A 26,466-nucleotide genomic window follows, 5' to 3' on the forward strand; every position below is an offset into this window, starting at 1 on the left:
CCAGCGGCTCCCACGCTGGTGGTGTGCGCATCGCGATCGTCACCGAGTCGTTCCTGCCCAACCTCAACGGTGTCACGACGAGCGTCTGCCGGGTGCTGGAGTGCCTGCGCGACGGCGGGCACGACGTGGTCGTCATCGCCCCTCGCCCGGCGCCGACGAGCTGGGCCGGGTTCCCGGTCCACTCCGTCGCGTCCGTCCCGGTCCGCCAGTTCCCGGTCGGCCTGCCCACAGGGGACGTGGAGACGCTGCTGGCCAGGTTCGATCCCGACGTCGTCCACGTCGCGTCGCCGTTCGTCCTCGGTGCCGGCGCGCTGGGTGCGGCTGCCCGCCTGGGCATCCCCTCCGTCGCGGTCTACCAGACCGACATGCCGAGCTACCTCGGCCAGCACTGCCCCAGGGCCCTCGGTCGGGGAGCGACGACCGCGGCCTGGCGCTGGGTGCGCCGGGTCCACGAGCTGGCCGACCTGACCCTCGCCCCCTCCTCGGCGGCGCTGGCGGAGCTCGAGGCCCACGGCATACCCCGGACGCGGGCCTGGGCACGCGGGGTGGACGCAGTGACGTTCCACCCGGGGTGGCGGACCGACGCGGGCACGCGGGCGCTGCGTCGCACGCTGGCTCCGCAGGACGAGGTCCTCGTCGGGTACGTCGGGCGGCTCGCCCCGGAGAAGGAGCTGCACCGCCTCGCCGGCCTCGCAGGACTCCCCGGGGTGCGCGTCGTCCTCGTCGGCGACGGACCGAGCCGCGCCGACGACGCCGCGCTGCTCGGCGCCGCCGGGCTCGACGTCGTCCTGCTCGGGCGGCGCGAGGGTGACGACCTCGCGAGGGCGTATGCAGCCCTGGACGTGTTCGTGCACACCGGCACCCGGGAGACGTTCGGCCAGACCCTCCAGGAGGCGGCCGCGACCGGGCTGCCGGTGGTCGCACCCGCACGCGGTGGACCGCTGGACCTCGTCGACCACAGCCGCACCGGCCTGCTCTACGAGCCCGACGACCCCGGCGCCCTGCGCGAGGCCGTCGCGCACCTCGCCGGCGACCGCGGCAAGCGCGAGGCCATGGGCGACGCCGGTCGCCGTCGCGTCGAGGGGCGGTCCTGGGCGACGCTCACCGGCGAGCTCCTCGGCCACTACACCGCGGTGCTCGGCGCCCGCACCGCCGTCGCCTGAGCTCGGGCAGCCCCTCCGGCGCAGGCGTCCGACCCGTTGCGAAGGGCTCGGAGTACCCGCCGGTAACCCGACCTGTCTGGTTTCTCACAGCAGGGCCGTGCGCGCTCCACGTGCACAGACAGATAACCTGACGGTCGACGAACGGTCAGCCCTGCCTTGGCGATGCTGCCGTGACAACTCTGCTTCGAAAGGGACGCGCAGTGGCGCAGGCAGCTACCGGGACCCTCTACCGCGGCCGTGAAGGCATGTGGACGTGGGTGGCCCACCGCATCAGCGGCGTACTGATCTTCCTCTTCCTCTTCGCGCACGTGCTCGACACGGCGCTGGTCCGGGTCTCCCCCGAGGCCTACAACGAGGTCATGGAGGCCTACAAGAACCCCATCGTGGGTCTGGCCGAGGCCGGGCTGGTGGCGGCCGTGATCTTCCACGCGCTCAACGGCCTGCGGATCATCGCGGTGGACTTCTGGGCCAAGGGCCCGAGGTACCAGAAGCAGATGTTCTACGCCGTCGCCGCAGGGTTCGTGCTGCTGTTCGCACCCTTCGCGATCCGTCACCTGACCATCGTCTTCACGCACTGAAGGGGCGGACCATGAGCACCACCACCAACTACCACGCCGGTCCTGACGCGGTCGCCGCGAAGACCTCGCGCTACCGCCGCGTCTCCAAGGGCCGTGGCAACTTCGAGCTGTGGTCCTGGGTCTTCATGCGGGCCAGCGGCGTGCTGCTGCTCGTCCTGGTCTTCGGCCACCTGTTCGTCAACCTCATGCTGGGCGAGGGCATCCACGGGATCGACTTCGCGTTCGTCGCCGGCAAGTGGGCCAGCCCGTTCTGGCAGACCTGGGACATGTTGATGCTGTGGCTCGCGGAGCTGCACGGCTTCAACGGTGTCCGCACGATCATCAACGACTACACGGAGAAGGAGCGCACCCGCTGGATCCTCAAGGGTCTGCTGGTCGCGAGCGCCGTCCTCGTCCTCGTCCTCGGCACGCTGGTGATCTTCACCTTCGACCCGTGCATCGACCCCTCGTCCACGCTCTCCGTGTGCAGCGGACGATGACCCCCCTGCAACACCGAAGGAAGTCAGCCTGATGCAGACGCACAAGTACGACGTCGTCATCGTCGGAGCCGGCGGCGCCGGCATGCGCGCGGCCCTCGAGTCCTCGACGCGCACCCGCACCGCGGTGCTCACCAAGCTCTACCCCACCCGCTCCCACACCGGCGCGGCCCAGGGCGGCATGTGCGCGGCCCTCGCCAACGTCGAGGAGGACAACTGGGAGTGGCACACCTTCGACACCGTCAAGGGCGGCGACTACCTCGTCGACCAGGACGCTGCCGAGATCATGTGCCGCGAGGCCATCGACGCGGTCATCGACCTCGAGAAGATGGGCCTGCCGTTCAACCGCACGCCCGAGGGCAAGATCGACCAGCGCCGGTTCGGTGGCCACACCCGCAACCACGGCGAGGCCGCGGTCCGCCGTTCGTGCTTCGCCGCCGACCGCACCGGCCACATGATCCTCCAGACGCTCTACCAGAACTGCGTCAAGCAGGGCGTCGAGTTCTTCAACGAGTTCTACGTCCTCGACCTGCTCATGAACACCGGCGCCGACGGCGTCGAGCGCGCAGCAGGCGTGGTGGCCTACGAGCTGTCCACCGGCGAGATCCACGTCTTCCAGGCCAAGTCCGTCGTCTTCGCGACCGGCGGCACCGGCAAGGTCTTCAAGACCACGTCCAACGCGCACACCCTCACCGGTGACGGCATGGGCGTGGCCTTCCGGCGCGGCATCCCGCTGGAGGACATGGAGTTCTTCCAGTTCCACCCGACAGGCCTGGCCGGCCTGGGCATCCTGCTCTCGGAGGCGGCCCGTGGTGAGGGCGGCATCCTGCGCAACGCCGACGGCGAGCGCTTCATGGAGCGCTACGCCCCCACCATCAAGGACCTCGCGCCCCGCGACATCGTCGCCCGCTCGATGGCCAACGAGGTGCGCGAGGGCCGTGGCGCCGGTCCCAACAAGGACTACGTCCTGCTCGACCTGACCCACCTCGAGCCGGCTCACATCGACGCCAAGCTCCCCGACATCACCGAGTTCGCCCGCACCTACCTCGGTGTCGAGCCCTACACCGAGCCGGTGCCGGTCTACCCGACCGCGCACTACGCCATGGGCGGGGTGCCGACCAACGTCGAGACCGAGGTGCTGCGCAACAACACCGACGTCGTCCCCGGCCTCTACGCCGCCGGTGAGGTCGCGTGCGTGTCCGTGCACGGCTCCAACCGCCTGGGCACGAACAGCCTCCTGGACATCAACGTCTTCGGCCGTCGTGCCGGCATCGCCGCCGCGGAGTATGCCGCGAACGCGCCGTTCGTCGACCTGCCGGACAACCCGTCCTCGCTCGTCGACGGCATGGTCGAGGGCATCCGTGGCCGGGCCACCGGCGAGCGCGTGGCCGACCTGCGCAAGGAGCTGCAGGAGACCATGGACCGCAACGTCCAGGTCTTCCGCACCGAGGCCTCCATGAAGGAGGCGCTCGGCGTCATCGACGAGCTCAAGGAGCGCTACGCGAACGTCGTGGTGCAGGACAAGGGCAAGCGCTACAACACCGACCTGCTCGAGGCCGTCGAGCTCGGCTTCCTCATCGAGCTCGCCGAGGTCATCACCATCGGTGCGCTGGCCCGCAAGGAGTCCCGCGGCGGCCACTTCCGCGAGGACTACGAGGCCCGCGACGACGTGAACTTCATGCGGCACACGATGGCGTACCGCGCACCGCTGGCCGGCGACGGCTTCGGCGCCGACTCCCCGTTGTTCTCCGACGAGGTGCGCCTCGACTACAAGCCCGTGACCGTGACCCGCTACCAGCCGATGGAGCGCAAGTACTGATGACCGCCACCGCAGAGAAGCAGACCACGGACGAGAAGAAGGTCGGGGCCGTCCCGACCTTCACGGTGACCCTTCGCGTCGCCCGGTTCGACCCCGAGTCGGACACCGAGGCCCACTTCGAGGACTACCAGGTCACCGCGCACGCGACCGACCGTGTGCTCGACGCCCTGCACCAGATCAAGTGGGAGCAGGACGGCTCGCTGAGCTTCCGCCGCTCCTGCGCGCACGGCGTCTGCGGCTCCGACGCGATGCGCATCAACGGCAAGAACCGGCTCGCCTGCAAGACGCTCATCAAGGACGTCAGCCCGGACAAGCCGATCACGGTCGAGGCCATCAAGGGGCTCCCCCTCGAGAAGGACCTCATCGTCGACATGGAGCCGTTCTTCGACGCCTACCGCGAGGTCATGCCGTTCCTCGTGACCACGGGCAACGAGCCGACCCGCGAGCGGATCCAGAGCCAGAAGGACCGTGACCGCTTCGACGACACGACGAAGTGCATCCTGTGCGCCGCGTGCACCACGAGCTGCCCCGTGTTCTGGAACGACGGCCAGTACTTCGGCCCCGCCGCCATCGTCAACGCGCACCGCTTCATCTTCGACAGCCGTGACGAGGGTGGCAGCCAGCGCCTCGAGATCCTCAACGACAAGGAAGGCGTGTGGCGCTGCCGAACCACCTTCAACTGCACCGACGCCTGCCCGCGCGGCATCCAGGTGACGCAGGCGATCCAAGAGGTCAAGAGAGCGCTCCTCACGAGCCGTTTCTGAGGCACACTCTTCGCGTGCCCCGACGACGTGCGTCCGCCGCCGCTGCCAGCCTCGTGCTGGCGGTCGGCGGCGTCGTCGTCCTCGGGTCCGGCACGCCGGCCGCGGCAACAGCCGCCGCCGCGATGCCCGACATCGTGGCGGCGTCGGTCGTGGCCAAGCCGAAGCCACCGGCAACCCCTGCTGCCCCGAAGCTGCCCGTCCCGAAGGCGACCGTGCTGCCGGAGCTGTCGATCGGTGGCCCGAAGCTGGCGAGCACCGGCATCGTCACCGACCTGCCCGCGGGGGTTCCCGCTCCCCCTCAGCTGCGCAACGTCTCGTGGCTGCTCGCCGACCTGGACACCGGTGAGGTGGTGGCGGCCAAGGCAGCCCACGCCCGGCTCTTGCCCGCCAGCACCCTGAAGACCCTCACGGCACTGACCCTGATCCCCAAGGTCGGTCCCGACCGGGTCATCACCGCGACCAGCGACGACGCCAACGCCGACGGCACCCGCGTCGGGCTGGTCCCCGGACAGACCTACACCGCCCGCCAGCTGTTCCAGGCGCTGCTGATGTCGTCCGGCAACGACGCGGCATACGCCCTCGCCGAGGCCGGCGGAGGCCGACAGGCCACGCTCGCGGCGATGAACACCCGCGCCCGCCAGCTCGGCGCCCACGACACCGTGGCCAAGGACCCGTCCGGGCTCGACGGCAAGGGGCAGACCTCGAGCGCCTACGACCTCGCCCTGATCGGCCGGGCCGCCATGAAGCTCCCCGACTTCCGCCGCTACGTCACGACCAAGCAAGCCGCCTTCCCGGGCCGGACGGACCCGAAGACGAAGAAGCGCGAGACGTACATGATCAACAACCACAACAAGCTGCTCTACAACTACGAGGGCACCGTGGGGATCAAGAACGGCTACACCGTGGCTGCGCACCGCACCTTCATCTCGGCGGTCACCCGGGGCGGCAAGACCTACCTGCTCACCGAGATGTACGGCCTCGACGGGTCCTGGCGACCGCAGGCCGCGATGTACGACTGGGCCTTCCGCTACGGCGACAAGGCCCGCCCGGTCGGCACGCTCGTCGAGCCCGGCACGGTGACGACGCCGCCCAGGCTCCCGGTCGTCAAGGACAACAGCACGGTGGCGCCGCTCGACGCACCGCAGGACGCGGCGACGCGGGCCACCGCCGCCGCAGCCGCCCTCCCCCGCGGCATCGAGGACGTCTCGTCCCCCTGGGTGGGCATCGGCACGCTCGGCGTCATCGCGGGGCTGCTGCTGTGGCTCGGCGCCCGTGCAGCGCGCGTCCGCCGCCGCCACCACGCCCGCCACTGACGGGCCCGTTGCGCGCCACCGGCAGCCTCGGCGATTAGGGTCGGGACGTGCTCCACCTGCGCCTGGCCGTCCCCCACGACCTCTCCGCCGACGTCCTCGCCGTCCTCGAGCCGGACCACGCGGTGTGCAACCTCGCAGTCACCCGTGGCGGCAGCCTCAAGCCCGCCGGTGACCTCGTCGAGGCCGACATCGCCCGCGAGGCGACCGACACCCTCCTGCGTCGGCTGAGGGCCCTGGGGCTGCACGACCGCGGTGGCATCACCATCGTCAACATCGAGGCCTCCCCCTCGCGCAACGCCGTCGAGGCCGAGCAGCGGGCGCCGGGTGCCCCCGACGACGCCGTCGTGTGGGATGCCGTCCTCGACAGCGCTGAGGGGCAGTCGCACGGCTCGTGGTCCTACTACGCCTTCCTCTGCCTGGCGACGCTGATCGCCGCGGTCGCGGTCGTCACCGACTCGGCGATCCTCGTGGTGGGGGCGATGGTCGTGGGCCCGGAGTTCAGTGCCGTCGCCGCGCTCTCGGTCGGGCTCGCCCTCGGCCGCCCGAAGCTCTCCCTGCGCGCGCTCGGCCTCCTCGTGCGCGGCTTCGCCCTGGCCATCGCGGTGACCACCGTGCTGTCGCTCGTCGCGGTCGCCGTGGGCTGGTTCGACGCCTCGACCGTCGCGGCTCCGCGCCCGCTGACCGGCTTCATCTGGCGCCCGGACCACTGGTCGGTCGTCGTGGCCGTGCTCGCCGGCGCGGCCGGGGTGCTGTCGACGACGGCAGGGCGCAGCAACGCGCTGGTCGGGGTCTTCATCTCGGTGACGACGGTGCCTGCGGCCGGAGACTTCTCGGTCGCGCTCGCGACCGGCGCGTGGAGCCAGCTCGGCGGTGCCTCGGCCCAGCTCGGCATCAACCTGCTCGGCATGAGCGTCGCCGGCGTGGTGACCTTGCTGCTCCAGCGTGCGCTGTGGGACCGCCTGCTGCGCCGCCGCCACCACGCGCACCCCGCCTGAGCCCGCCCGTCAGCGACGCCGAGGCATCACCGTGACGGCACGTCGGTGTCAGCGGCGGCGCAGGCTGCGTATGCCGCGGCCGACCGACCCGAGCGCGACCGCACCGACCGCGCCCAGCACCGCTCCTGCCGCGACCGATGTGCGGTCGGCGGCGCGCTGCCCGAACGTCGGCAGGCCGGCGTCGGTGCGCTCGCGAATGCTGTCGAGCGGCTCGGGTGCCGGGCCCTCGGTGAGCTTCTCGCGCTGCGCCGCGGTGAGCCCGTCGACGGTGTGGTCCATGTCGTTGGCGGCCCAGGCGGCGGCGACGAGCATGACGCGGGAGATGAGGTTGAGCCACAGCAGCAGCCCGACGACGACGGCGATGGAGGCGAACAACGGGTTGTCCGTCGTCCCGGCGATCAGCCGTGAGCCGGCCACCTTGAGGACGGTCAGCGCCACGCCGCCGAAGATCGCTCCGTTGCGCAGGGCCGGCCACGGCATCGCGATGCCGCTGAGGAAGCGCAGCATGAGGGCCACGAGGGCGGTGTCGAGCACGACGCCGATGAGGAACCCGACGACCCCGACGATCCACGTCTGCGACCCCAGGCCGATCGCCTCGGACACCACGCGGGTCACGCCACCCGCGACGATGGTGACGACGGCCGACAGCAGCACGCCGAAGCCGAGGATCGCCATGGTCCCGAGGTCGCGCAGCTTGTTGGTGACGATGTTGCCCGGCTGGCCGGGCATGCCGAAGACCGCCCGGATGCCGTCGCGCAGCGCCCCCAGCCACCCGAGTCCGGACAGCACCAGGCCAGCGACACCGACGATGCCGGTGATGGTCAGGGCGTTCTTCTCTGGCACGGTGATCGGGATGATGCCGGTGTCGTTCTGCTCGTTGCGGACGAACCCCGGCAGCGTCTGGTCGACATACTGGCGGACCTCCTCGAGCAGGTCGGGCCGGTCGCGCAGGACGATGCCGCCGATGGTGAAGGCCAGGGCGACGGCCGGGAAGATCGAGAAGAAGGCGAAGTAGCCGACCCCGCCGGCGAGGACGTTGCCCCGGGCGTCGCCGTAGCGCGTCCACGCCTTCCACGCGTTGGTGGCCTGGAGCCGGGTCCACCACTGCTTGAGGGTCTGCACGCGTCAGCCGCCCAGCGAGAAGGAGCGCACCGGGCGCCATACGCCGTCGGTGCCGTGCTCGTAGAGGTGGAACTCGCCCACCGCGAACTCGCACTCGAAGTCGGCGAGCTCGGTGAAGGCCCGGTCGAGGGCCTCCTCCGGCACGTGGTGGGCCACCGTGACGTGCGGGTGGTAGTAGAACTCCAGCGAGCGCTCGAGCGGACCGCTCCGGACCGCCTTCTCCAGCAGCTCGCAGTCGGCCAGCCCACCGGACACCTGCACGAAGACGACCGGCGAGATCGGCCGGAAGCTGCCGGTCCCGCGCAGCACCATCCGGAACGACGTCTTCTCGGCCGCGACCTCCTCGAGGTGCTCCACCGCGTCGGTGAGCTCGTCGTCATCGACCTCGGTCGGGGGCAGCAGCGTCACGTGCGTCGGGATTGACTCGGCGAGCGGGTCGCCGAACGAGGCCCGCTTCGCCTGGAGCATCTCGGCGTGCGGCGAGGGGATGGCGATCGAGACGCCAATGGTGGGCACCGGACGACCCTATCGAACGCTCGGGAGCAGACCCACGCGGTCGCGGACCCTCGCCATCGTCGTCGAGGCGACCTCACGGGCCCGGTCGGCGCCAGTGGCGAGGATGCGGTCGAGCTCGGCCGGGTCGGCGAGCAGCTCGGTCATCCGCTGCTGGAACGGCGTGAGCGACTCGACCACCACCTCGGCGACCTCCTTCTTGAGGTCGCCGTAGCCGCGACCCGCGAACGAGGCGGCCACCTCCTCGACAGGGGTGCCCGACAGGATCGAGTGGATGACGAGCAGGTTGGAGACACCGGCCTTGGTCTCGGGGTCGTAGCGGACCTCGGCGTCGGTGTCGGTGACGGCGGAGCGGATGTTCTTGGCGATCTTCGCCGGGTCCTCCATGAGGTCGATGAGGCCCTTGGGCGAGGAGCCCGTCTTGCTCATCTTCGACGTGGGGTCCTGCAGGTCCATGATCTTCGCCGCGCCCTTGACGATGTAGGGCTCGGGGACGACCAGGGCCTCGCCGAAGCGGGTGTTGAACCGCTCGGCCAGGTCGCGGGTGATCTCGAGGTGCTGGCGCTGGTCCTCACCGACCGGGACGTAGGCAGCGTCGTACATGAGGATGTCGGCAGCCATGAGCATCGGGTAGGTGAACAGCCCGACGTTGGCGTTCTGTCCCTTGGCGGTCTTGTCCTTGAACTGCGTCATCCGGCTGGCCTCGCCGAACGCGGTGAGGCAGTTCATCACCCAGCCGAGCTCGGCGTGCTCGGTGACGTGGCTCTGGCAGAAGACCGCCGAGCGCTCGGGGTCGACCCCACCCGCGAGGAACTGGGCCGCCGTGACGCGGGTGCGGTGCCGCAGCACGGCTGGGTCGGTCGGCACCGTCAGCGCGTGCAGGTCGGCGACGAAGTAGAAGGCGTCGAAGTCGTCCTGCAGCTTCACCCAGTTGACCAGCGCCCCGAGGTAGTTGCCGAGGTGCAGGGAGTCGCTCGTCGGCTGCATCCCGGACAGGATCCGGGGCAGCCCAGCGGGGGCGGTGGGCGCAGACATGCCCGCCATTGTGTCAGGTGAGATGGAGCAGGAATCCCTGGGCGGGGTTGACCACCGGCAGTGCCAGACCGACGTGGGTGAGCACCGCGCCGCTGACGCTGATCCCGCCCTCGAGGGCCTGGTCCCACCACGGCGGTGCGCTCACCTGGGTGACCGCGGGCAGGCCCGCCTCGCGACGCACCCGCACCGTGTAGGTGCGCTCCGGGTCCAACCCGGGCAGGGTCAGCAGCCCGGGCACGCCCGACGGTCCGGTCCAGGTCCGGACCACGCTGTATGCCGCCTGGGCGCGGTCCGACGCGACCGTCCCCGTCACGAGCAGGCCCTGCTCGTCGGGGAGGTCGGCCCGGACGAGGTCGCCGGTGTGCAGCAGTGGCCGCAGCTCGCGGTAGAGCGAGGACCAGCCGCGCAGGGTCTCGAGCTCGTCCGGCGTGCAGGACGTGATGTCCCACTCGAGGCCGGCGTGGCCCTGCAGGGCGAGCAGCATCCGGAACGACAGGTCGAGGGTGCGGTGCGTCGTGTGGGCCGTCGCCGGGCCCACGTGGGTGCCCATCAGCTCGGCCGGCACGAGCAGCGAGGTCCAGCGCTGGATCGCGGCACGTTCCAGGGCGTCGTTGCAGTCACTGGTCCAGATGCGGTCGGTGCGGGCGAGGACGCCGAGGTCGACGCGGGCGCCACCGCTGGAGCAGGACTCGATCTCGAGGTCGGGGTGGGAGGCCCGCAGCCGGTCGAGCAGTCCGTAGAACGCCTCGGTCTGGTCGTGCACAGCAGGGCGGTCGGTGCCGGAGGCGTCCGAGCGGACCGCCTCGTGCAGGTCGCGGTTGTGGTCCCACTTGATGAAGTCGATGCCGAGCTCGGAGACGAGGGCACTGATCTGGCCCTCGACGTGGGCAGCGGCGTCGGGGTTCGCGAGGTCGAGGACGTGCTGGTGCCGGGAGGGGCGTGGCAGCCCCGCCTTCGGGCCGATCACCCAGTCGGGGTGGGCGCGCACGACGTCGGAGTCGACGTTGACCATCTCCGGCTCGAACCAGAGCCCGAACTCGAGGCCGAGTCCCTTGACGTGCTCGACGATCGGCTGGAGGCCCTGCGGCCACATGTCGGTGGAGACGACCCAGTCGCCGAGGCCGCTGTGGTCGTCGCGGCGGCTGCCGAACCAGCCGTCGTCCAGCACGAAGCGCTCGACTCCGATCGAGGCGGCGGTGTCAGCGAGCGCCTTGAGGCGGTCGAGGTCGTGGTCGAAGTAGACGGCCTCCCAGGTGTTGAGGACCAGGGGCCGCGGGTCGTTGCTGTGGGTGGCGGTCGCGCGCTGGCTGCGGTGCAGGCGGCGCGAGAGTCCGTCGAGGCCGTCGGCGGAGTGCACGAAGACGACGTCGGGTGCCGTGTAGGTCTCCCCCGGCGCGAGGCGCACCTCTCCGGGCTCGAGCAGCTCGCCGCCGCCGAGCACCGAAGCGTGGATGCCGGCGCCCTCGGGGAGCCGCTCGACCAGGTGCTCGTGGTTGCCGCTCCACGCGACGTGGACCGACCACACCTCACCGGTCCGGAAGCCGAAGCCGGGTGTGCCGACGGTCAGCAGCAGCGTCGCGTCGTGGCCGGTGCGGCCGCGGCGTGAGGCTCGCAGGTGCGTGCCGTCCTGGAGCGCCGACCGCTGGGGGGCGCGCTCGCGGCACCAGCGGCCGGTGAGGTCCAGGACCTCGGTCGCGCGGGTGGGCAGCGGGAGCACGGCGCGCAGGGCACCGAGGTCCAGCGCGCTGCTGGTGTCGTCGCCGACGTTGGTGACGGCGTTGGCGACCCGCAGGACGCCGTGGTCGTCGAGCGACCAGGTGCTGACGACCTGCGTCCCGCCGTCGCGGGCCGTGACGACGAGCGAGCGCTCGCCGTCCGGCTCGGTGGTGACCGACCACCGAGGGGCTGCCGCGCCACCGGCTCGGTGCGCTGCATACGACGGGGTGCCCAGCCAGCCGTCCGCGGCGGTGGGGAGCACCGTGAGCGGCCACGGCACGTCGAGCGCGTTGTTGGGCACCGGGCCGGTGGTGGTGCCGGCGAGCTGGTCGGTGACGGCGTCGGGGAGGTCCACCCCCCAGTGCAGGACGCGGGGCAGCTCGCCCTCGGGGAGCTCGACGACCAGGCAGGTGCCTGCGGACCGGAGGGTGGTGGTCGGGACGCTCATCCCTTGGTGGCTCCCAGCGTCAGGCCTGCGACGAACTGCTTCTGGAGGACGAAGAAGATGATCAGTGTCGGCAGGGCGATCACGACCGAGCCGGCCGCGACGAGGTTGTTGTCGGTGAAGAACTGCCCGCGCAGGTTGTTGATCGAGCTCGTCACGGGGAACTTGTCGCCGGACTGGAGCAGGACCGTCGCCCAGAAGAACTCGTTGTAGATCCACGTGACCTCGAGGGTCGCCAGCGCCGCGAGCGGCGGACGGCACAGCGGCAACGTCAGGGTGAAGAACTGGCGCAGCACCCCGGCTCCGTCGATGACGGCGGACTCGTAGAGCTCGCGCGGCAGCGTCTTCATGTAGTTGGACAGGACGAACGCGCAGAAGCCGGTCTGGAAGGCGACGTTGACGAGGATCAGGCCCCAGTAGGAGTTGAGCAGAGTGCCCGACTCGCTGAACCAGAACGGGACCTCGATGGCGCGGAACATGCGGTAGACCGGGATGAGCAGGGCCTGCGGCGGCAGCAGGTTGGCCGCCGTGAACATGCCGAGCAGGGCCAGGTTGAACTTGAACGAGAAGCGCGACACGACGAACGCCACGCAGCACGACAGGAACAGCGTCAGCAGCACCGCGGGGATGGTGATGTACGCCGAGTTGAGCATCGTGTGCGAGAAGTTGGCCTGCTCCCACGCGTTCTTGTAGTTGGCGAGGGTGAAGCCGCCGAAGGACAGGTAGCCGTTCTTCGCGGTGTAGGCGTAGTCACGGAAGCTGTTGAGCAGCGCATAGCCGACGGGGAAGATCCACAGCAGCGCGACGACGGCCAGGAAGACCTGGATGCCGCGGTTGCCCTTCTTCTGCCCGACGCCCTGGGGGCGCTTGGTCGTGAGCGGGTTCCGGCTCCGTGGCGCCGCGGTCTGCGGTGCTTCGCTGGCGGCGGTCATCGCTGCTCCCTCATGACGATGCGTAGATAGATGACGATGAAGATCGAGGAGATGACGAGCATGAAGGTGGCCAGGGCGGAGCCGAAGCCGATGCGGCTGGCCTCACCGACGATGTTGCTCGTCACCAGGGTCGAGATGAGCTCGAGCCCGTTGCGACCCTTGTTGATCACCCAGACCAGGTCGAAGGCACGCAACGACTCGATGACGGTGACGACCAGGACGATGATGTTGATGGGGAACATCACCGGGAAGACGACCCTGAAGAACGTCTGCCGCTCGGTGGCGCCGTCGACCTTGGCCGCCTCGCGCAGCGTCGGGTCGACGCCCTTCAGACCGGCCAGGTACAACAGCATGATGTAGCCGACGTGGCGCCAGCTCGAGGCGATCAGGGCGGCCCAGAGGTTGTACCGCTGGTCGCCGTACCAGTCGATGCTGCCACCGGTGAGGGCGTTGATCAGGCCCTGGTCGCGGCTGTAGATGAGCTGCCAGATGAAGCCGACCAGCGCGAGGGACAGCACGACCGGGAGGTAGATGGCGGTCTGGTAGACCCGTGAACCACGTACCTCCCGGTCGAGCAGGACCGCGAGGAACATCCCGATCGGGGTCGCGATGAGGAACATCACCGCGAGCCAGATCAGGTTGTGCTGCAACGCCGGGACGAACGGCGGGTAGATCGTCAGGACGTCGGTGTAGTTCTTCAGGCCGACGTTCTTGGCCGAGGAGATCGGGCCGATCCCGTCCCAGTTGGTGAAGGACAGCAGGACCGACCCGATCGCCGGCACCCAGACCAGCCACAGCACCAGGAACGTCGGTACTGCGATCATCAGGCCGACCACCACCCGGTCGACGGGTGTGAGGTGGTCGATTCCCTTGTACGTGCGTGCCACGGGTGCTCCTCGGGTTGCGTGCGTCGGCGTCGTCGCGAGCGGTCAGCTCGCGAAGATGCTCTGCTTCTGCTTCTCGATGCCGTTGACGAGCCCGTCGATGTCCTTCGGGTTCTTCAGGAAGGACTGGATGGCGGGGATCATCACCGTGGAGGCGAAGTCCGGACGCGTGTCGCGGTCCATGAACTGCGCGATGGACTTGGCCTGGCTGACGAACTCCACGGACTTCTTCTGGAGCGAGGTGTAGGCAGCCTGGTCGGCCTTGTCGTTCGTCGCGATGACGCTCGGGTCGGCCTTGACGACGATGTCCTGCGCGGCAGCCGAGCCGACGTAGCCGAGCAGCTTCTTCGCGCCGGCCTCGTTCTTCGGACGCTTGGCCATCATGTAGCCGTCGATCGGCGCCTCGATGGCGTCCGCACCGATGTTCGAGTCGATCTCGGGGAAGTTGAAGAACGTGAGGTCCTCCTGCTCCTCCCCCTTCTCGAACTGCTGCGCCACGAAGGAACCGAGCAGGTAGGTGCCGGCCTTCTTCTGCTGGAGCGTCTGGGCGGCCTCCTGCCAGGTGCGGCCGAGCGAGTCGGGCTGGTGGTACTCGAGCAGCCCTGCCCAGGTGTCGAACACGGCCTTGACCTTGTCGCTGTTCCAGGCCTCCTTGCCCGCCATCAGGTTGACGTGGAAGTCGTACCCGTTGACGCGCAGGTTGAGCTGGTCGAAGGTGCCCATGGCGGGCCAACCGTCCTTGTCGCCGAAGGCGATCGGGACGAGGCCGTCCTTCTTCATCTGGGTGCCGAGGGTCTTGAACTCGTCGAGCGTCTTGGGCTCGGTGTAGCCGTACTTCTCGAAGACGCTCTTGCGGTAGAACATCGCCCACGGGTAGTAGGTCGACGGCACGAAGTACTGCTTGCCGTCGTCACCGGTGGAGGACTTCTTCAGCGCATCGGTCATGCCATTGGCCGAGAGGTCCTTCCAGACGTCGGAGACGTCGCCCGCGAGGCCCTTGGAGGCGAAGAACCGCATCCGGTAGCCGGCGAACCACATCCACACGTCGTCCGGGGAGCCCTGGAGGTAGTTGTTGATGTTCTCCTGGAAGGAGTTGTGGTCGATCGTGTTGATCTTGGCCGTCAGGCCGGAGTTGGCCTTCTGGAACGCGTCCATGACGGACTGGATGGCGGCCTTCGGCACGGCGTCGGACTGGTTGGAGCCGACCGTCACGGTGCCGGTCGCGGCACCGCCACCACCGGAGGAGCTGCCGCCGCCACCGCACGCCGCGAGGAGCGACGGGGCTGCGAGCAGGGTGCCGGCGCCCAGGGCGCCGCGCAGCAGGGTCCGACGGCTGACACCGCGGACAGAGGCAGGAACGAGGCTTGCGAGGTACTCGGCCTCAGAGGTCGGGCGGGTCATTCGGGTCTCCTTTGACACGGGTTGCACCGGCGCGATGGCCGAACCCGTCATCCGACAGATTCGATCAAAAACCATCAACAAGTCCCGAGGATGGGCCTAGGAACCAACACCTGTCAAGAGTCTGCCCATCACGAAATGGTCGCGTGTCCACCCATCGTTCACGCTGTCGAACCCGACCAGCTCCGGGGGCACAGGGGGACGAAAACGGCTCAACCACGCCATACAGCGGACACGCAGGCATGGAGACCGGACCTGATGGGAGGGCGCGGGAGCCGCCTCGGCGCCGCAGGTGGGGAGGACGTTCACGGCCTCCGCCAGATCGGTGTTGGTTTTTGTTGACATCTTCATCAGGGCGGCGCAACACTGTCCGCCATGCGTTCATGGCCGAACCGTCGGATCGCCCTGGGTGGCGACTACAACCCCGAGCAGTGGCCGCGCGAGGTCTGGTCCGAGGACATGGAGCTCATGCGCGAGGCCGGGGTCTCCTTCGTCACCCTGGGGGTCTTCTCCTGGTCGTGGCTCGAGCCCGCGAAGGGGGAGTACGACTTCGCCTGGCTCGACGACATCATGGAGATGCTCCACGCGAACGACATCGCGGTCGACCTCGCGACGGCGACGGCGACCCCTCCCCCGTGGCTGTCCGCCGCGCACCCGGAGATCCTCCCCGTCGACCACGAGGGCCACACCCTGTGGCCGGGCAGCCGCCAGGCGTGGTGCCCGAGCTCGCCGGTCTACCGCGACCACGCACTCGCCCTGACCACGCAGCTCGCCCAGCGGTACCACGACCACCCCGCGCTGGCGATGTGGCACGTCTCGAACGAGTACGCCTGCCACAACATCCCCTGCTACTGCGACACCTGCGCGGCCGGCTTCCGGGTCTGGCTGCGTCGCCGGCACGAGACGCTCGAGCGCCTCAACGACGCGTGGGGCACCGCCTTCTGGAGCCAGCGCTACACCGAGTGGGAGCAGGTCCTCCCGCCGCGCCTGACCACGACGTTCGCCAACCCGACGCACGTCCTGGACTACAAGCGGTTCCAGTCCGACACGCTGCTCGACTTCCACCGCAGCGAGAAGGCGATCCTCGAGGACCTCTCCCCCGGTGTCCCCGTGACGACGAACTTCATGACGCTGGCGCACTTCGACCACCTCGACTACCACCAGTGGGCCGAGCACCAGGACGTCATCAGCACCGACCACTACGTCGTGGCCTCCCTCGAGCACCCCCAGGCCGAGCTGGCTTTCAGCGGCGACATCACCCGAGGCCTCGCCGGTGGCCGTCCGTGGCTGCTCATGGAGCACTCCACCAGTGCCGTGAACTGGCAGCCGGTCAACCCCGCCAAGCTCCCCGGTGGCACCCTGCGCGACAGCCTCGCGCACGTCGCCCGCGGCGCCGACACGCTCGGGTTCTTCCAGTGGCGCCAGTCGCTGTCGGGTTCGGAGAAGTTCCACTCCGCACTCGTCCCCCACGCCGGTCGCGACAGCGCCCGCTTCCGCGAGGTCGTCGAGCTGGGCAGGGTCGCCGAGCGCCTCGGTGAGGTCCTCGGCTCGCGGGTCGAGGCCGACGTCGCGATCCTGTGGGACTACCAGGCGCAGTGGGCGGCGCACGGGCCGGCGATGCCGTCCAGCGAGCTCAAGTACCCGACCACCGCGCACGCGGTGCACCGCGTCCTGCGCGAGCGCGGCATCACCGCCGACGTCGTCCACCCCAGTGCCGACCTCACGGCGTACAAGGTCGTCGTCGTCCCGACGCTCTACCTCGTGACCGACGAGCACGCCGCGGCCGTGGCCGCAGCGGCCGAGGCCGGGGCGCAGGTCCTGGTCACCTTCTTCTCGGGGATCAGCGACAGCGACGACCACGTCCGCCTCGGCGGCTACCCGGGTGCCTTCAAGGACCTGCTCGGCGTGCGTGTCGAGGAGTTCTTCCCGCTCCTGCTCGACCAGCGCAGCGAGCTCGAGGGTGGTGGCACCGGCACCCTGTGGAGCGAGGACGTCACCGCCGTCGACGCCGAGGTCCTCGACCGGTATGCCGCCGGTCCGCTCGCGGGGCGGCCCGCTGTCACGCGGCGCAGCACCGGCACAGGCGCGGCGTGGTACCTCAGCACCCTGCTCGACGACGACGCCCTCGGGTCGCTCCTCGAGCAGGTCACCGAGGCCGGTGGCGTCCGCGCCACGGCGCAGGTGCCGCCCGGTGTCGAGGCCGTCCGGCGTCGTGGAGAGGATGGCTCCTGGCTGTTCCTCGTCAACGACACGACGACCGAGCAGCAGGTCCCCGTGACCGGACACGACCTGGTCGCGGACCGCCCGTTCACCCCCGAGACCCCGCTCGCGGCGGGCGCCGTCGCCGTCATCAGGGAGGCCTAGTTGCTCGCCAGCCAGCGTCGCGCCACCATCCTCGGCCTCGTCGAGGACAGCGGTGCGGTGCGCGTGTCCGAGCTCGTCGACCAGCTCGGCGTCTCGGACATGACGGTGCGCCGTGACATCGAGCAGCTGGCGACCGAGGGTCTCGTCGAGCGGGTCCACGGCGGCGCGCTGGCCGTGGGGAGCCGCAGCAGCGAGGAGCCCGGCTTCACCGCGAAGTCGGCGCTCATGCAGTCGCAGAAGAACGCCATCGCGCAGGCTGCTGCCCGGCTGGTCGAGCCCGGGGCTGCCATCGGGATCTCGGCCGGCACCACGACCTACGAGTTCGCCCGGGCCGTGCGCAGCGTCCCGGACCTCACCGTCGTCACGAACTCGGTGCCGGTGGCCCAGCTGCTGCACGAGTCCGGCACCCCGGGTCAGACCGTCGTCCTGACCGGCGGCGTGCGCACCCCGTCGGACGCCCTCGTGGGCCCCGTCGCGGTGGCGGCACTGCGGATGCTGCACGTCGACCGCCTGTTCTTGGGCGTGCACGGCATGGACGCACGGGCCGGCCTGACCACCCCGAACCTCGTCGAGGCCGAGACCAACCAGGCACTGGTCGAGACGGCCCGCCAGGTCTGCGTCCTCGCCGACCACACCAAGTGGGGCACCGTCGGCCTCAGCACCATCATCCCGTTGTCGTCGGTCGACCTCCTGGTCACCGACGCGGGCCTCGGCCCGCGGGCCCGCACCGCCGTGAGCGAGGCCGGGGTCGAGATCGTCCTCGCGACCCAGGGAGCCATCCGCACGGCCAGGACGAGCAGGAGCCACGCATGAGCGTGCGTCGCACGAGCCGGCGGCTGGCCGACGACCGGGAGATCATCTACTTCGACGACACCCCCGGCGCCCCGGAGCGCACCGCGGAGGACACCCGCCCCCTCGGTGAGCGGGCTGCCTCCGGCGAGATCCGCTACGACGCCCTCGTCGGCGACTGGGTGGCAGTGGCCGGGCACCGCAGCAACCGGACGTTCCTGCCGCCCAAGGACGAGTGCCCGTTGTGCCCCACCGGCACCGGCAGCGTCCCCTCGGAGGTGCCGGAGGCGGCATACGACGTCGTGGTCTTCGAGAACCGCTTCCCCAGCTATGCGCCGGTCTCGGCCCACACCCACGGCGAGGAGGAGGACGGCGACCTCATCCAGAGCCGACCGGCGCTCGGGCGCTGCGAGGTCGTCTGCTTCACCAGCGACCACGAGTCGACGTTCGCCGACCTGACGCCGGAGCGGGCCCGCACCGTGGTCGATGCCTGGGCCGACCGGACCGCCGAGCTCGGAGCCGTGCCGGAGGTCGAGCAGGTCTTCTGCTTCGAGAACCGTGGCCAGGAGATCGGTGTCACCCTCCACCACCCCCACGGCCAGATCTACGCCTACCCCTACCTGCCCGAGCGCAGCCGGACGATCCTGGAGCAGGCGACCGCGCACCACGCCCGCACCGGTCGCCTCCTCGGCGCCGACATCCTCGCGGCCGAGCTGCACGCCAAGGAACGCGTCGTCATCGACACCGAGCACTGGGTCGCGTACGTGCCGTATGCCGCCCGCTGGCCGGTGGAGGTCCACCTCGCCCCGCACCGCGACGTCCCCGACCTCGCGTCGCTCACGGACGACGAGCGCGACGACCTCGCCCGCGTCTACCTCGACCTGCTCCGTCGCCTCGACCGCTACTACGAGGCCAAGGACGGATCGCCGATCCGACTGCCCTACATCGCGGGCTGGCACCAGGCGCCGGCCAAGCAGGGCCGCGACGTCTCCCGGCTGCACCTGCAGGTGATGTCGGTCCTCCGCTCGCCCAAGAAGCTCAAGTACCTCGCGGGGTCCGAGTCCGGTGTCGGTGGCTGGGTCAACGACGTGCCGCCGGAGCGCATCGCGGCCCGGCTGCGCGAGGTCGCCCCGTGACGGCCACCGACGCCGCCGTGCGCCTGTTCCGTGAGACCTTCGGCGAGGAGCCGCAGGGGGTCTGGTCGGCGCCCGGTCGGGTCAACCTCATCGGCGAGCACACCGACTACAACGGTGGCCTCTGCCTGCCCATCGCCCTGCCGCACCGCACGTATGCAGCGCTGCGCCGCCGCGACGACCGTCGCCTGCGGATCGTCTCCGCCCAGGGCGACGGCGTCGTCGAGCTCGACCTCGACGACGTCGGCCCCGGCTCGCCGTCCGGGTGGGCGGCCTACGTCGCCGGGGTCCCGTGGGCACTGGCGCAGGCGGGGCACCCCGTCGGCGGCTTCGATGTGGCCGTTGACGGCAGGGTGCCGCTCGGCGCCGGGTTGTCGAGCTCGGCCGCCCTGGAGTGCGCGGTCGCCGCCGCCCTGAGCGACGTGTTCGAGCTCGGGCTGGTCGACACGCACGACGGGCGGGTGGCCCTGGCCGCGGTGTGCGTCGAGGCGGAGAACACCGTGGCCCAGGCCCCGACCGGGGGGATGGACCAGTCCGCGTCGCTGCTCGCCGAGCAGGGTCACGCGCTGCTGCTCGACTGCCGCGACCTCTCGACCGAGCAGGTGCCCTTCGACCTCGACGAGCACGGCCTCGCGCTGCTGGTGGTCGACACCCGCGCCGTGCACGAGCTCGTCGACGGGCAGTACGCCGAGCGTCGTGACTCCTGCGAGCAGGCCGCGCGCGAGCTCGGGGTCGAGACTCTGCGCGAGGTGTCCGCGGACGGCCTGGACGACACCCTCGAGCAGCTGTCCTCGGACCTGTTGCGCCGACGTGCCCGCCACGTCGTCACCGAGATCGCCAGGGTCGAGCAGGCTCGGGAAGCACTTCGGGCCGACGACTTCGACCGCCTCGGGACGCTCTTCCTCGCGTCGCACGACTCGATGCGCGACGACTTCGAGATCTCGGTGGACGAGCTCGACACCGCCGTCGCCTCGGCCACCGCTGCCGGAGCGCTCGGCGCCCGGATGACGGGCGGCGGGTTCGGCGGGTCGGCCATCGCCCTGGTGCGCGCCGCGGAGGCTGCTCAGGTGCAGTCGGCGGTCGAGAAGGCGTTCGCCGACCGAGGGTTCAGCCGGGCGCCGGAGTGCTTCGTCGTGTCTGCCGCCGGACCGGCCGGGCGCGACCTCTAGACAGCGGGTCGCGTCCGACTGCCCCCGGCTCGGACGCGACCCGCTCCCCACCGCCACGCCTTGGGTGCCTGGACGGTCGGGAATCCGACCCTCCAGGCACCCAAGCAGCGTCAGCTACCTCGCCGAGGCGACCCTCTCCCCGACGGCGAAGACGTCGACCACGGCGTTCGTGGATCCGATCGCGCCGTTGCTCCCCGTGCTGAAGACCGAGCCGCGGCCGTCCAGGGCGACGACCGAGGTGCCACCGACGACGGAGGCGCCACTGGGAGCCAGCGCGAGCGCGGTGCCGTCGGCGACGCCGTACGCGATGGTCGCCGGGTCCTGCTGGGCAGCGCCGTAGAGGCGGCCCCAGCGGTACTCGCCGGTGACGCGGGGCACGATGTTCGCGGCGACGAGGCCGAGCCCGGGCTGCCACCGGCCGTCGTCGGTGCGGAACGAGGCGATCCCCTCGTCCTCCAGCGTCGCCGACGTCGGGTCGGCCTTCGGGGACCACCACCGGCCCGTCGCCGCAGCGAAGTGGTCGTCGGCGAGGAAGGCCGGAGCGGTCCGGGCTGCCGCCGTGACCCGGTCGCGGAAGACGGCGTCACCCATCGCTGCGCCGAGGGTGGTGGCGTCGGCCGACGTCACCACGACACCTGCCGCGCCGCTGAGGTCGAGCGCGTCCCACGCCGGGGTCCCGTAGGCGACGGCGTCGACACGCCCGGACCAGCCAGCGGTCTTGAGGGCCGCGGCATACCTCGTGGCGGTGGCGGTGTCGCCAGCGGAGGCCGACACGACGACGAGGCGCCCACCCTTGGCGGGCGCTGCCGCGCGGGCGGTCGCGACGAAGGACGGCAGGGCGCTGCTCGCGACCGAACCGGCCAGGAGGTCGCCGCCGAGGAAGACGGTGCCCGTGCCGGTGCTCGGCGAGCTGGGGGCGGCGTACTGGACCCGCGCCGGCGCCGGGACGGCCGCACCGCCGACGGTGAGGGTGCGCGTGGCCACGTCGTAGCTCGCGTCGCCGGGCACGAGGAGGTGGGTGAGCACGTTGCGGGCCGACAGGACCGGCACCTTGCCGACCCAGCGGTGCGTCGCGTCCAGGGTCTCGAGGTCGAGCAGGGAGACCGAACCACCGCCGAACACCCCGCTCAGGGTCCGGTCGCCGTCGTTGTGGATGCCGGTGGCGTAGTCCACCCCGACCCCGAGCGGGCTGTCACCACGGAAGCGCTCGTCACTGGTGGCGAGCGTCGACAGCAGCCGCCCGAAGCGTCCGCGCTGGTGGAAGTGCTGGTCGTAGATCGCCGCCTGCGAACCGAAGGCGAGACCGCGTCGGAGGTCGGCGTCGTCGCCCCACCACACCAGGGTGCTGTCGCGGCGCAGGCCGTCGGCCGGTCCGAGGGACCCGACGTAGCCGTTGATCATCGACCGCGACTGGACGGCCGCTCCCGCGCTGGTCCCGCCGATGGTCGCTCCTGCGGCAGCGGCACGCCCCATCGCGGCCTCCGCCGGGGTAGCCGCGAGCACCTCCATCACCAGTCCCTGGTCACCGCCGAGGACGTAGATGCCGTCAGCCGTGTCGATGCCGGAGGAGTTCGCCGGGTCGAGGGCGTCCTTGCGGTTGAGCAGCACCGCGAGGCGTGCGGTGCAGCCGGTGTAGGGCGCGGTGACCACGGCGTCGCAGGCGGCGTCGACCTGATCGGTGCGCTGCTGGGCGAGCACGAGGTTCTCCGCGCGGTCCTTGGCCTTGTCGCCGTAGGCGCTCGGCACGACGACGAGGTCGACCGTCGTCCCGCTCGCCCCCTGCGCCGCCAGGCGGGCGAAGCCTTCCAGCGACGGCGTCTCGTACCCCCCGCCGATCGGTGACATCGACGTGCCGACGGGCGGCGTCACCGGGATGGCGCCGAACGCGGTCGTGGCGACCAGCGGCACGGTGACCGCGATGGTGGCCGTGGTGGCGAGCAGGGATCGGCGCAGCGAGGTCCTCATGCCCGGTCAACCTAGCCCGGCGGCGACGCCCGTGGGGGGTTCGGACTCAGCCGAGGTCGTAGTCCACGACGACCGCGGCGTGGTCGGACCAGCGCTGGTCGTAGGCCTCCGCGCGGCCCACGACGGCGCGGACCGCCCGGTCCGCGAGAGGACGGCTGGCCAGCTGGTAGTCGATGCGCCAGCCCGCGTCGTTGTCGAAGGCCTTCCCGCGCCAGGACCACCACGTGTACGGACCGGGCCCCGGACCGTGCAGGGTGCGGTGCACGTCGGCCCACTGGAGCTCGGAGAACCACCGGTCGAGGTGGGCGCGCTCCTCGGGCAGGAAGCCCGACTTCTTCAGGTTGCCCTTCCAGTTCTTGAGGTCGTCCTCGTGGTGGGCGATGTTGAGGTCCCCGGTGACGACGGCGAGGTGACCTGCCTCTGCCCAGCGCGCCATACGGGAGCCGACCTCGTCGAGGAAGCGCAGCTTCTCGGACTGTCGGTCGGTGCCGGCCTCGCCGGTGTGGACGTAGGTCGACACCACCGTCACGGTGCCCGCCGCGGTCGCGAGGTCCACCTCGACCCACCGCCCGGAGCCGTCGAACTCCTCGGCGCCCACCGAGGTCGACGCCCGCAGGTGCGGGTCACGGCTGACCACCGCGACACCGGCCCGGCCCTTGGCGGCGGCCTCGGTGTGGGCCACGTGCCAGTCGCCGAAGCCACCCTCGTCGAGGCACTGCGCGAGCTGTTCGTCGGTCGCCCGGACCTCCTGCAGGCAGAGGACGTCGGCCTCCTGCGCCGCGAGCCAGGCCATGCCACCTCGACGGGCCGCTGCGCGAATGCCGTTGACGTTGGCCGTGATCAGACGCATCGGACCATTCTGCTGGCCGACTCGTCGGCGAACTCCACCGCCCCCGACGAGGAGCGCGCATAGGGTGACGACATGGCCGACGAGTCCACGCCCACCCCCACCGCGACGACCCCCTCACCCGAGCCCGGCGCGACCGTCACGACCTCGACGGACACGACGACCGTCACCACGGCGCCCGCGCCGCCGGAGGACGACCTCGTCGAGACGCGGCACACCCTGGCCGTCGGAAGGCGACGGCTGCGGTACACCGCGACCACCGGCCGGGTGGTGCTGCGCGAGGAGGTCTTCGAGGACCACGTGTTCAAGGGCCACAAGCCCAAGGCCGAGCTGAGCATCACCTCCTACGTCGTGGACACCCCCGGCATGACGCAGCGTCCGGTCACCTTCGCCTTCAACGGCGGGCCCGGGTCGAGCTCGGTCTGGCTGCACCTGGGGCTGCTCGGCCCGCGTCGCGTCGACTCCGGTGACGCAGGCGCCATGACGCCGCCGCCCTACGCGCTGCTCGACAACCCCGAGTCGCTGCTCGCCGTCTCCGACCTCGTCTTCATCGACCCCGTGTCCACCGGCTACTCGCGCGCGGTCGAAGGCGGGAAGGCCGGCGACTACCACGGGTTCACCGCCGACATCGAGAGCGTCGGCGAGCTGATCCGGCTCTGGACGACGCGCCACAACCGTTGGCTCTCACCGAAGTTCATCGCCGGGGAGTCCTACGGCACGGTCCGCGCAGCGGCCCTCGCCGCCCACCTCCAGTCCCAGCACGGGCTGTACCTCAACGGCCTCATGCTCATCAGCTCGGTGCTCGACCTCGCCACCGTGGACTTCGAGTTCAGCAACGACCGCGCCCACGTGGACTATCTCCCGACGTATGCCGCGACCGCCCACTTCCACGGCAAGCACGGGCGCAAGTCGCTCAGGACGGTGCTCGCCGAGGCGGAGGAGTACGCCGCCCGCGACTACCCGTGGGCCCTGTCCCGGGGGTCCCGCCTCACCGCTGCCGAGCGAGCCGAGCACGTGACGAGGCTCGCCGCCCTGACAGGGCTGTCGGAAGCCTACGTCGACCGGGCCGACCTGCGCATCGAGCACCTGCGCTTCTTCACCGAGCTGCTCCGTGAGGACCGCCTCGCCGTCGGGCGCCTCGACAGCCGCTTCACCGGCCCCCTCGCCGCCGGCAACGCCGAGACCTGGGACGCCGACCCGTCGATGGACGCCATCCTCGGGCCTTACGCCTCGGCATGGAACCACTACGTGCGCGCCGAGCTCGGCTACACCAACGACCTGCCCTACACGCTGATCTCGTCGATGGCCTCCAAGGACTGGTCCTACAAGGAGTTCGAGGGCAAGCCGGTGGACGTGACGGCCCAGCTGGCCCGAGCGATGCGGGGCAACCCGCACCTCAAGGTCCACATCGCTTACGGCTACCACGACGGCGCGACCCCCTACTACGGCGCGGAGGACGTGGTCGCCCACCTCGACATCCCGGCGTCCCTGCGCGACAACCTCGAGCACGCCTACTACGAGGCGGGTCACATGATGTACGTCCACGAGCCGACCCGCGTGCAGCAGAGCGCCGACCTCGCGGACTTCGTCACGCGGTCCAGCGGCCGGGCCTGACGACCGGGTGGACGGCGCCGCGGACCGGGTGGGCGACGGAGGACCCGGACGCCGTCGCACCACGGTCCTCGCCCTCGGGGTCGGAATCGCCGTCGACGTCGAAGGGGACCGCGCCGCCGAGCTCCACGACGCCCTGGCGCACCGCTGGTCGTGCTGCCGGTCCGCGCCGACCACACCGGTCGTCGCCACGGTCCGGGCCGTCCTCGACAGCGACCCCCGCGTGACCGAGGCAGCCGACACAGCAGGGCTGGCCAGCCGGCCCCGCCTGGACGACCTGCTCCAGCTCGTCACCCGTGAGGTCACGGTCGCCGCGATCGACGCCGTCTCCGGTGAGCACCTGCTGCTGCACGCCGCCTGCCTCGCCGACCCGGTGACTGGACGGGCCACGGTCCTCGTGGCCGCGGGCGGCACGGGCAAGACCACCGCCGCACAGGTCCTCGGCCCCGGCCGCTGGTACGTCACCGACGAGACCGTCGCCGTGCGCGCCGACCGCTCCGTCGTCCCCTATCCCAAGCCGCTCTCGGTGCGGCGCAACGCCGTGGGCGACCACAAGGACGAGGTCGCGCCCCCCGACCTCGAACTGGCGCCGGCGCCCGCCACTGCGATCCTCCCGGTGGCGCAGATCCTGCTGCTCGACCGCGTCCAGGGCCTGGCCGGTCGCCCCGTCCCGACGATGCTGTCGACCCTGGACGCCATCGAGTCCCTGGTCCCGCACACGTCGCACCTCACCGACCTGCACCGTCCGCTGCACCGGCTCGCCGAGCTCGTCGAGGCGGTGGGTGGCGCCAAGCTCGTCAGGTACACCGAGGCGGCCGACCTCGCCCCGCTGCTGTCGGGGGCGACGTGACCGTGGCCCCGCGCCATACCGGGGCATCGCTCGCCCGGGCCGTGCCGCCACGGGAACGGCTCGACCGCGACGGCGAGGCGGTGGTCCTCGTCGGCACGTCCGTGGTGCGCCTCTCGGCCCTCGCGGTGCTCGTGCTCGACACGTGCTCCTCGGCGGAGACGACGGTCGACGACCTCACGACCGTGCTCGTCGGACGGTTCGGGCTGCCCGGGGACGGGGCCGGCGGTGACGCCGCGGCGGCGACCCTCGAGGTCCTCCGGGCCCTGACAGCCGAGGGCCTGGTCGAGCTGCTCGACGTGGACGCCGGGACGACGTAGCGGGCCGGTGGAGCGTCCCCCAACGCCCCATCCGGCCCGCGGTCGAGTGGCCCCCCGACCGTCCTCAGCCGCCCCCAGCGGCCGAGGACGGTCGACCAGTGCGGAGTCCTCGATGACTTGCGTTTCCGAGCCCCTGCGGCCCGCTCTGCACCCTTGAAAGGTAAAGGAACGACAGGTGTTGCACCAGTGTTTGGTCAAGTGGGGTGGTGCAGAAGTCCGCTCTCATGAGCATTGCCGCTTTCGTGCAGGCGAACGGCGGAGGAGCACC

23 protein-coding genes are annotated in these 26,466 nt (G+C 70.9%); 14 read left to right on the forward strand and 9 right to left on the reverse strand.

The window, feature by feature from the left end:
- Positions 1-23: 23 nt before the first annotated feature.
- From ABD286_RS18235 to ABD286_RS18265, 7 genes are all read left to right on the forward strand, one after another.
- A complete protein-coding gene (locus ABD286_RS18235; RefSeq protein WP_344196132.1) occupies positions 24-1,163 on the forward strand; it encodes a glycosyltransferase family 4 protein in 1,140 nt (379 codons plus the stop codon).
- Between the two features lie 200 nt (positions 1,164-1,363).
- Positions 1,364-1,741: a succinate dehydrogenase, cytochrome b556 subunit gene (gene sdhC, locus ABD286_RS18240; RefSeq protein WP_344196134.1), complete on the forward strand. Its 378-nt coding sequence runs from the start codon at positions 1,364-1,366 to the stop codon at positions 1,739-1,741.
- 11 nt (positions 1,742-1,752) lie between these two features.
- Positions 1,753-2,220 (forward strand): succinate dehydrogenase hydrophobic membrane anchor subunit, encoded by a 468-nt coding sequence (locus tag ABD286_RS18245; protein ID WP_344196136.1) that lies wholly within the window; start codon positions 1,753-1,755, stop codon positions 2,218-2,220.
- A gap of 31 nt (positions 2,221-2,251) precedes the next feature.
- Positions 2,252-4,036 carry a succinate dehydrogenase flavoprotein subunit gene (gene sdhA, locus ABD286_RS18250; protein ID WP_344196138.1) on the forward strand — a complete coding sequence of 595 codons (1,785 nt, stop codon included), beginning with the start codon at positions 2,252-2,254 and terminating at the stop codon, positions 4,034-4,036.
- Complete coding sequence (locus tag ABD286_RS18255; RefSeq protein WP_344196140.1) at positions 4,036-4,800, forward strand: succinate dehydrogenase iron-sulfur subunit; 765 nt, start codon at positions 4,036-4,038, stop codon at positions 4,798-4,800. Before sdhA ends, ABD286_RS18255 begins: the two co-directional genes overlap by 1 nt.
- 14 nt (positions 4,801-4,814) lie before the next feature.
- Positions 4,815-6,113: a D-alanyl-D-alanine carboxypeptidase family protein gene (locus ABD286_RS18260; protein WP_344196143.1), complete on the forward strand. Its 1,299-nt coding sequence runs from the start codon at positions 4,815-4,817 to the stop codon at positions 6,111-6,113.
- A 47-nt stretch (positions 6,114-6,160) separates the two neighbouring features.
- Positions 6,161-7,108: a DUF389 domain-containing protein gene (locus tag ABD286_RS18265; protein ID WP_344196145.1), complete on the forward strand. Its 948-nt coding sequence runs from the start codon at positions 6,161-6,163 to the stop codon at positions 7,106-7,108.
- A gap of 48 nt (positions 7,109-7,156) precedes the next feature.
- Here the strand turns inward: ABD286_RS18265 and ABD286_RS18270 are convergent, their stop codons facing one another.
- The 7 genes from ABD286_RS18270 to ABD286_RS18300 are packed head-to-tail and all read right to left on the reverse strand — an operon-like array spanning position 7,157 to position 15,156.
- On the reverse strand, positions 7,157-8,230 hold the full coding sequence (locus ABD286_RS18270; protein ID WP_344196147.1) for a YihY/virulence factor BrkB family protein: 1,074 nt from the start codon (positions 8,228-8,230) through the stop codon (positions 7,157-7,159).
- A 3-nt stretch (positions 8,231-8,233) separates the two neighbouring features.
- Positions 8,234-8,746 carry a 2'-5' RNA ligase family protein gene (locus ABD286_RS18275; protein WP_344196149.1) on the reverse strand — a complete coding sequence of 171 codons (513 nt, stop codon included), beginning with the start codon at positions 8,744-8,746 and terminating at the stop codon, positions 8,234-8,236.
- 9 nt (positions 8,747-8,755) lie between these two features.
- Complete coding sequence (gene trpS / locus ABD286_RS18280; RefSeq protein WP_344196151.1) at positions 8,756-9,787, reverse strand: tryptophan--tRNA ligase; 1,032 nt, start codon at positions 9,785-9,787, stop codon at positions 8,756-8,758.
- A gap of 4 nt (positions 9,788-9,791) precedes the next feature.
- Positions 9,792-11,942, reverse strand: a complete 2,151-nt coding sequence (locus ABD286_RS18285; RefSeq protein WP_344196153.1) for an alpha-galactosidase — start codon at positions 11,940-11,942, stop codon at positions 9,792-9,794.
- Positions 11,939-12,871 carry a carbohydrate ABC transporter permease gene (locus tag ABD286_RS18290; RefSeq protein WP_344196155.1) on the reverse strand — a complete coding sequence of 311 codons (933 nt, stop codon included), beginning with the start codon at positions 12,869-12,871 and terminating at the stop codon, positions 11,939-11,941. The genes ABD286_RS18285 and ABD286_RS18290 overlap by 4 nt, the downstream gene beginning before the upstream one ends.
- Positions 12,868-13,758, reverse strand: coding sequence for a carbohydrate ABC transporter permease (locus ABD286_RS18295; RefSeq protein ID WP_344196157.1), 891 nt, complete (start codon positions 13,756-13,758; stop codon positions 12,868-12,870). The genes ABD286_RS18290 and ABD286_RS18295 overlap by 4 nt, the downstream gene beginning before the upstream one ends.
- Before the next feature lie 42 nt (positions 13,759-13,800).
- Positions 13,801-15,156: an ABC transporter substrate-binding protein gene (locus ABD286_RS18300; RefSeq protein WP_344196159.1), complete on the reverse strand. Its 1,356-nt coding sequence runs from the start codon at positions 15,154-15,156 to the stop codon at positions 13,801-13,803.
- Positions 15,157-15,528: 372 nt separating this feature from the next.
- Between ABD286_RS18300 and ABD286_RS18305 the strand changes: the two genes are divergently transcribed.
- The 4 genes from ABD286_RS18305 to galK are packed head-to-tail and all read left to right on the forward strand — an operon-like array spanning position 15,529 to position 20,608.
- The gene (locus ABD286_RS18305) at positions 15,529-17,517 is read left to right on the forward strand and encodes a beta-galactosidase (protein WP_344196161.1); all 1,989 of its coding nucleotides are present in this window, start codon (positions 15,529-15,531) and stop codon (positions 17,515-17,517) included.
- Entirely contained in the window at positions 17,518-18,330 is an 813-nt protein-coding gene (locus tag ABD286_RS18310; protein ID WP_344196163.1) for a DeoR/GlpR family DNA-binding transcription regulator, read from the forward strand.
- Positions 18,327-19,442, forward strand: coding sequence for a galactose-1-phosphate uridylyltransferase (gene galT, locus ABD286_RS18315; protein ID WP_344196165.1), 1,116 nt, complete (start codon positions 18,327-18,329; stop codon positions 19,440-19,442). The genes ABD286_RS18310 and galT overlap by 4 nt, the downstream gene beginning before the upstream one ends.
- Positions 19,439-20,608, forward strand: a complete 1,170-nt coding sequence (galK, locus tag ABD286_RS18320; protein ID WP_344196167.1) for a galactokinase — start codon at positions 19,439-19,441, stop codon at positions 20,606-20,608. Before galT ends, galK begins: the two co-directional genes overlap by 4 nt.
- Positions 20,609-20,722: 114 nt before the next feature.
- Here the strand turns inward: galK and ABD286_RS18325 are convergent, their stop codons facing one another.
- Positions 20,723-22,573: a Type 1 glutamine amidotransferase-like domain-containing protein gene (locus tag ABD286_RS18325; protein WP_344196169.1), complete on the reverse strand. Its 1,851-nt coding sequence runs from the start codon at positions 22,571-22,573 to the stop codon at positions 20,723-20,725.
- 46 nt (positions 22,574-22,619) lie between these two features.
- The gene (locus ABD286_RS18330) at positions 22,620-23,423 is read right to left on the reverse strand and encodes an exodeoxyribonuclease III (RefSeq protein WP_344196171.1); all 804 of its coding nucleotides are present in this window, start codon (positions 23,421-23,423) and stop codon (positions 22,620-22,622) included.
- Positions 23,424-23,495: 72 nt separating this feature from the next.
- Here ABD286_RS18330 and ABD286_RS18335 point away from each other — a divergent pair, with 72 nt between their 5' ends.
- The 3 genes from ABD286_RS18335 to ABD286_RS18345 are packed head-to-tail and all read left to right on the forward strand — an operon-like array spanning position 23,496 to position 26,198.
- Positions 23,496-25,034, forward strand: coding sequence for a S10 family peptidase (locus ABD286_RS18335; protein WP_344196173.1), 1,539 nt, complete (start codon positions 23,496-23,498; stop codon positions 25,032-25,034).
- 28 nt (positions 25,035-25,062) lie between these two features.
- Positions 25,063-25,881 carry a hypothetical protein gene (locus tag ABD286_RS18340; protein ID WP_344196175.1) on the forward strand — a complete coding sequence of 273 codons (819 nt, stop codon included), beginning with the start codon at positions 25,063-25,065 and terminating at the stop codon, positions 25,879-25,881.
- Positions 25,878-26,198 carry a hypothetical protein gene (locus ABD286_RS18345; RefSeq protein ID WP_344196177.1) on the forward strand — a complete coding sequence of 107 codons (321 nt, stop codon included), beginning with the start codon at positions 25,878-25,880 and terminating at the stop codon, positions 26,196-26,198. The genes ABD286_RS18340 and ABD286_RS18345 overlap by 4 nt, the downstream gene beginning before the upstream one ends.
- The last annotated feature ends 268 nt before the right edge of the window (positions 26,199-26,466 follow it).

It is taken from the genome of Pedococcus aerophilus, assembly GCF_039532215.1.
GTDB lineage: Bacteria > Actinomycetota > Actinomycetes > Actinomycetales > Dermatophilaceae > Pedococcus > Pedococcus aerophilus.

Bases quoted from the DNA above. Each gene is read 5' to 3' on its own strand.
- ABD286_RS18305 (WP_344196161.1), top strand. From the start codon at position 15,529: ATGCGTTCATGGCCGAACCGTCGGATCGCCCTGGGTGGCGACTACAAC.
- trpS (WP_344196151.1), bottom strand. From the start codon at position 9,787: ATGGCGGGCATGTCTGCGCCCACCGCCCCCGCTGGGCTGCCCCGGATC.
- ABD286_RS18300 (WP_344196159.1), bottom strand. From the start codon at position 15,156: ATGACCCGCCCGACCTCTGAGGCCGAGTACCTCGCAAGCCTCGTTCCT.
- galT (WP_344196165.1), top strand. From the start codon at position 18,327: ATGAGCGTGCGTCGCACGAGCCGGCGGCTGGCCGACGACCGGGAGATC.
- sdhA (WP_344196138.1), top strand. From the start codon at position 2,252: ATGCAGACGCACAAGTACGACGTCGTCATCGTCGGAGCCGGCGGCGCC.
- ABD286_RS18325 (WP_344196169.1), bottom strand. From the start codon at position 22,573: ATGAGGACCTCGCTGCGCCGATCCCTGCTCGCCACCACGGCCACCATC.
- ABD286_RS18255 (WP_344196140.1), top strand. From the start codon at position 4,036: ATGACCGCCACCGCAGAGAAGCAGACCACGGACGAGAAGAAGGTCGGG.
- ABD286_RS18290 (WP_344196155.1), bottom strand. From the start codon at position 12,871: ATGACCGCCGCCAGCGAAGCACCGCAGACCGCGGCGCCACGGAGCCGG.
- ABD286_RS18245 (WP_344196136.1), top strand. From the start codon at position 1,753: ATGAGCACCACCACCAACTACCACGCCGGTCCTGACGCGGTCGCCGCG.
- ABD286_RS18335 (WP_344196173.1), top strand. From the start codon at position 23,496: ATGGCCGACGAGTCCACGCCCACCCCCACCGCGACGACCCCCTCACCC.
- ABD286_RS18285 (WP_344196153.1), bottom strand. From the start codon at position 11,942: ATGAGCGTCCCGACCACCACCCTCCGGTCCGCAGGCACCTGCCTGGTC.
- ABD286_RS18330 (WP_344196171.1), bottom strand. From the start codon at position 23,423: ATGCGTCTGATCACGGCCAACGTCAACGGCATTCGCGCAGCGGCCCGT.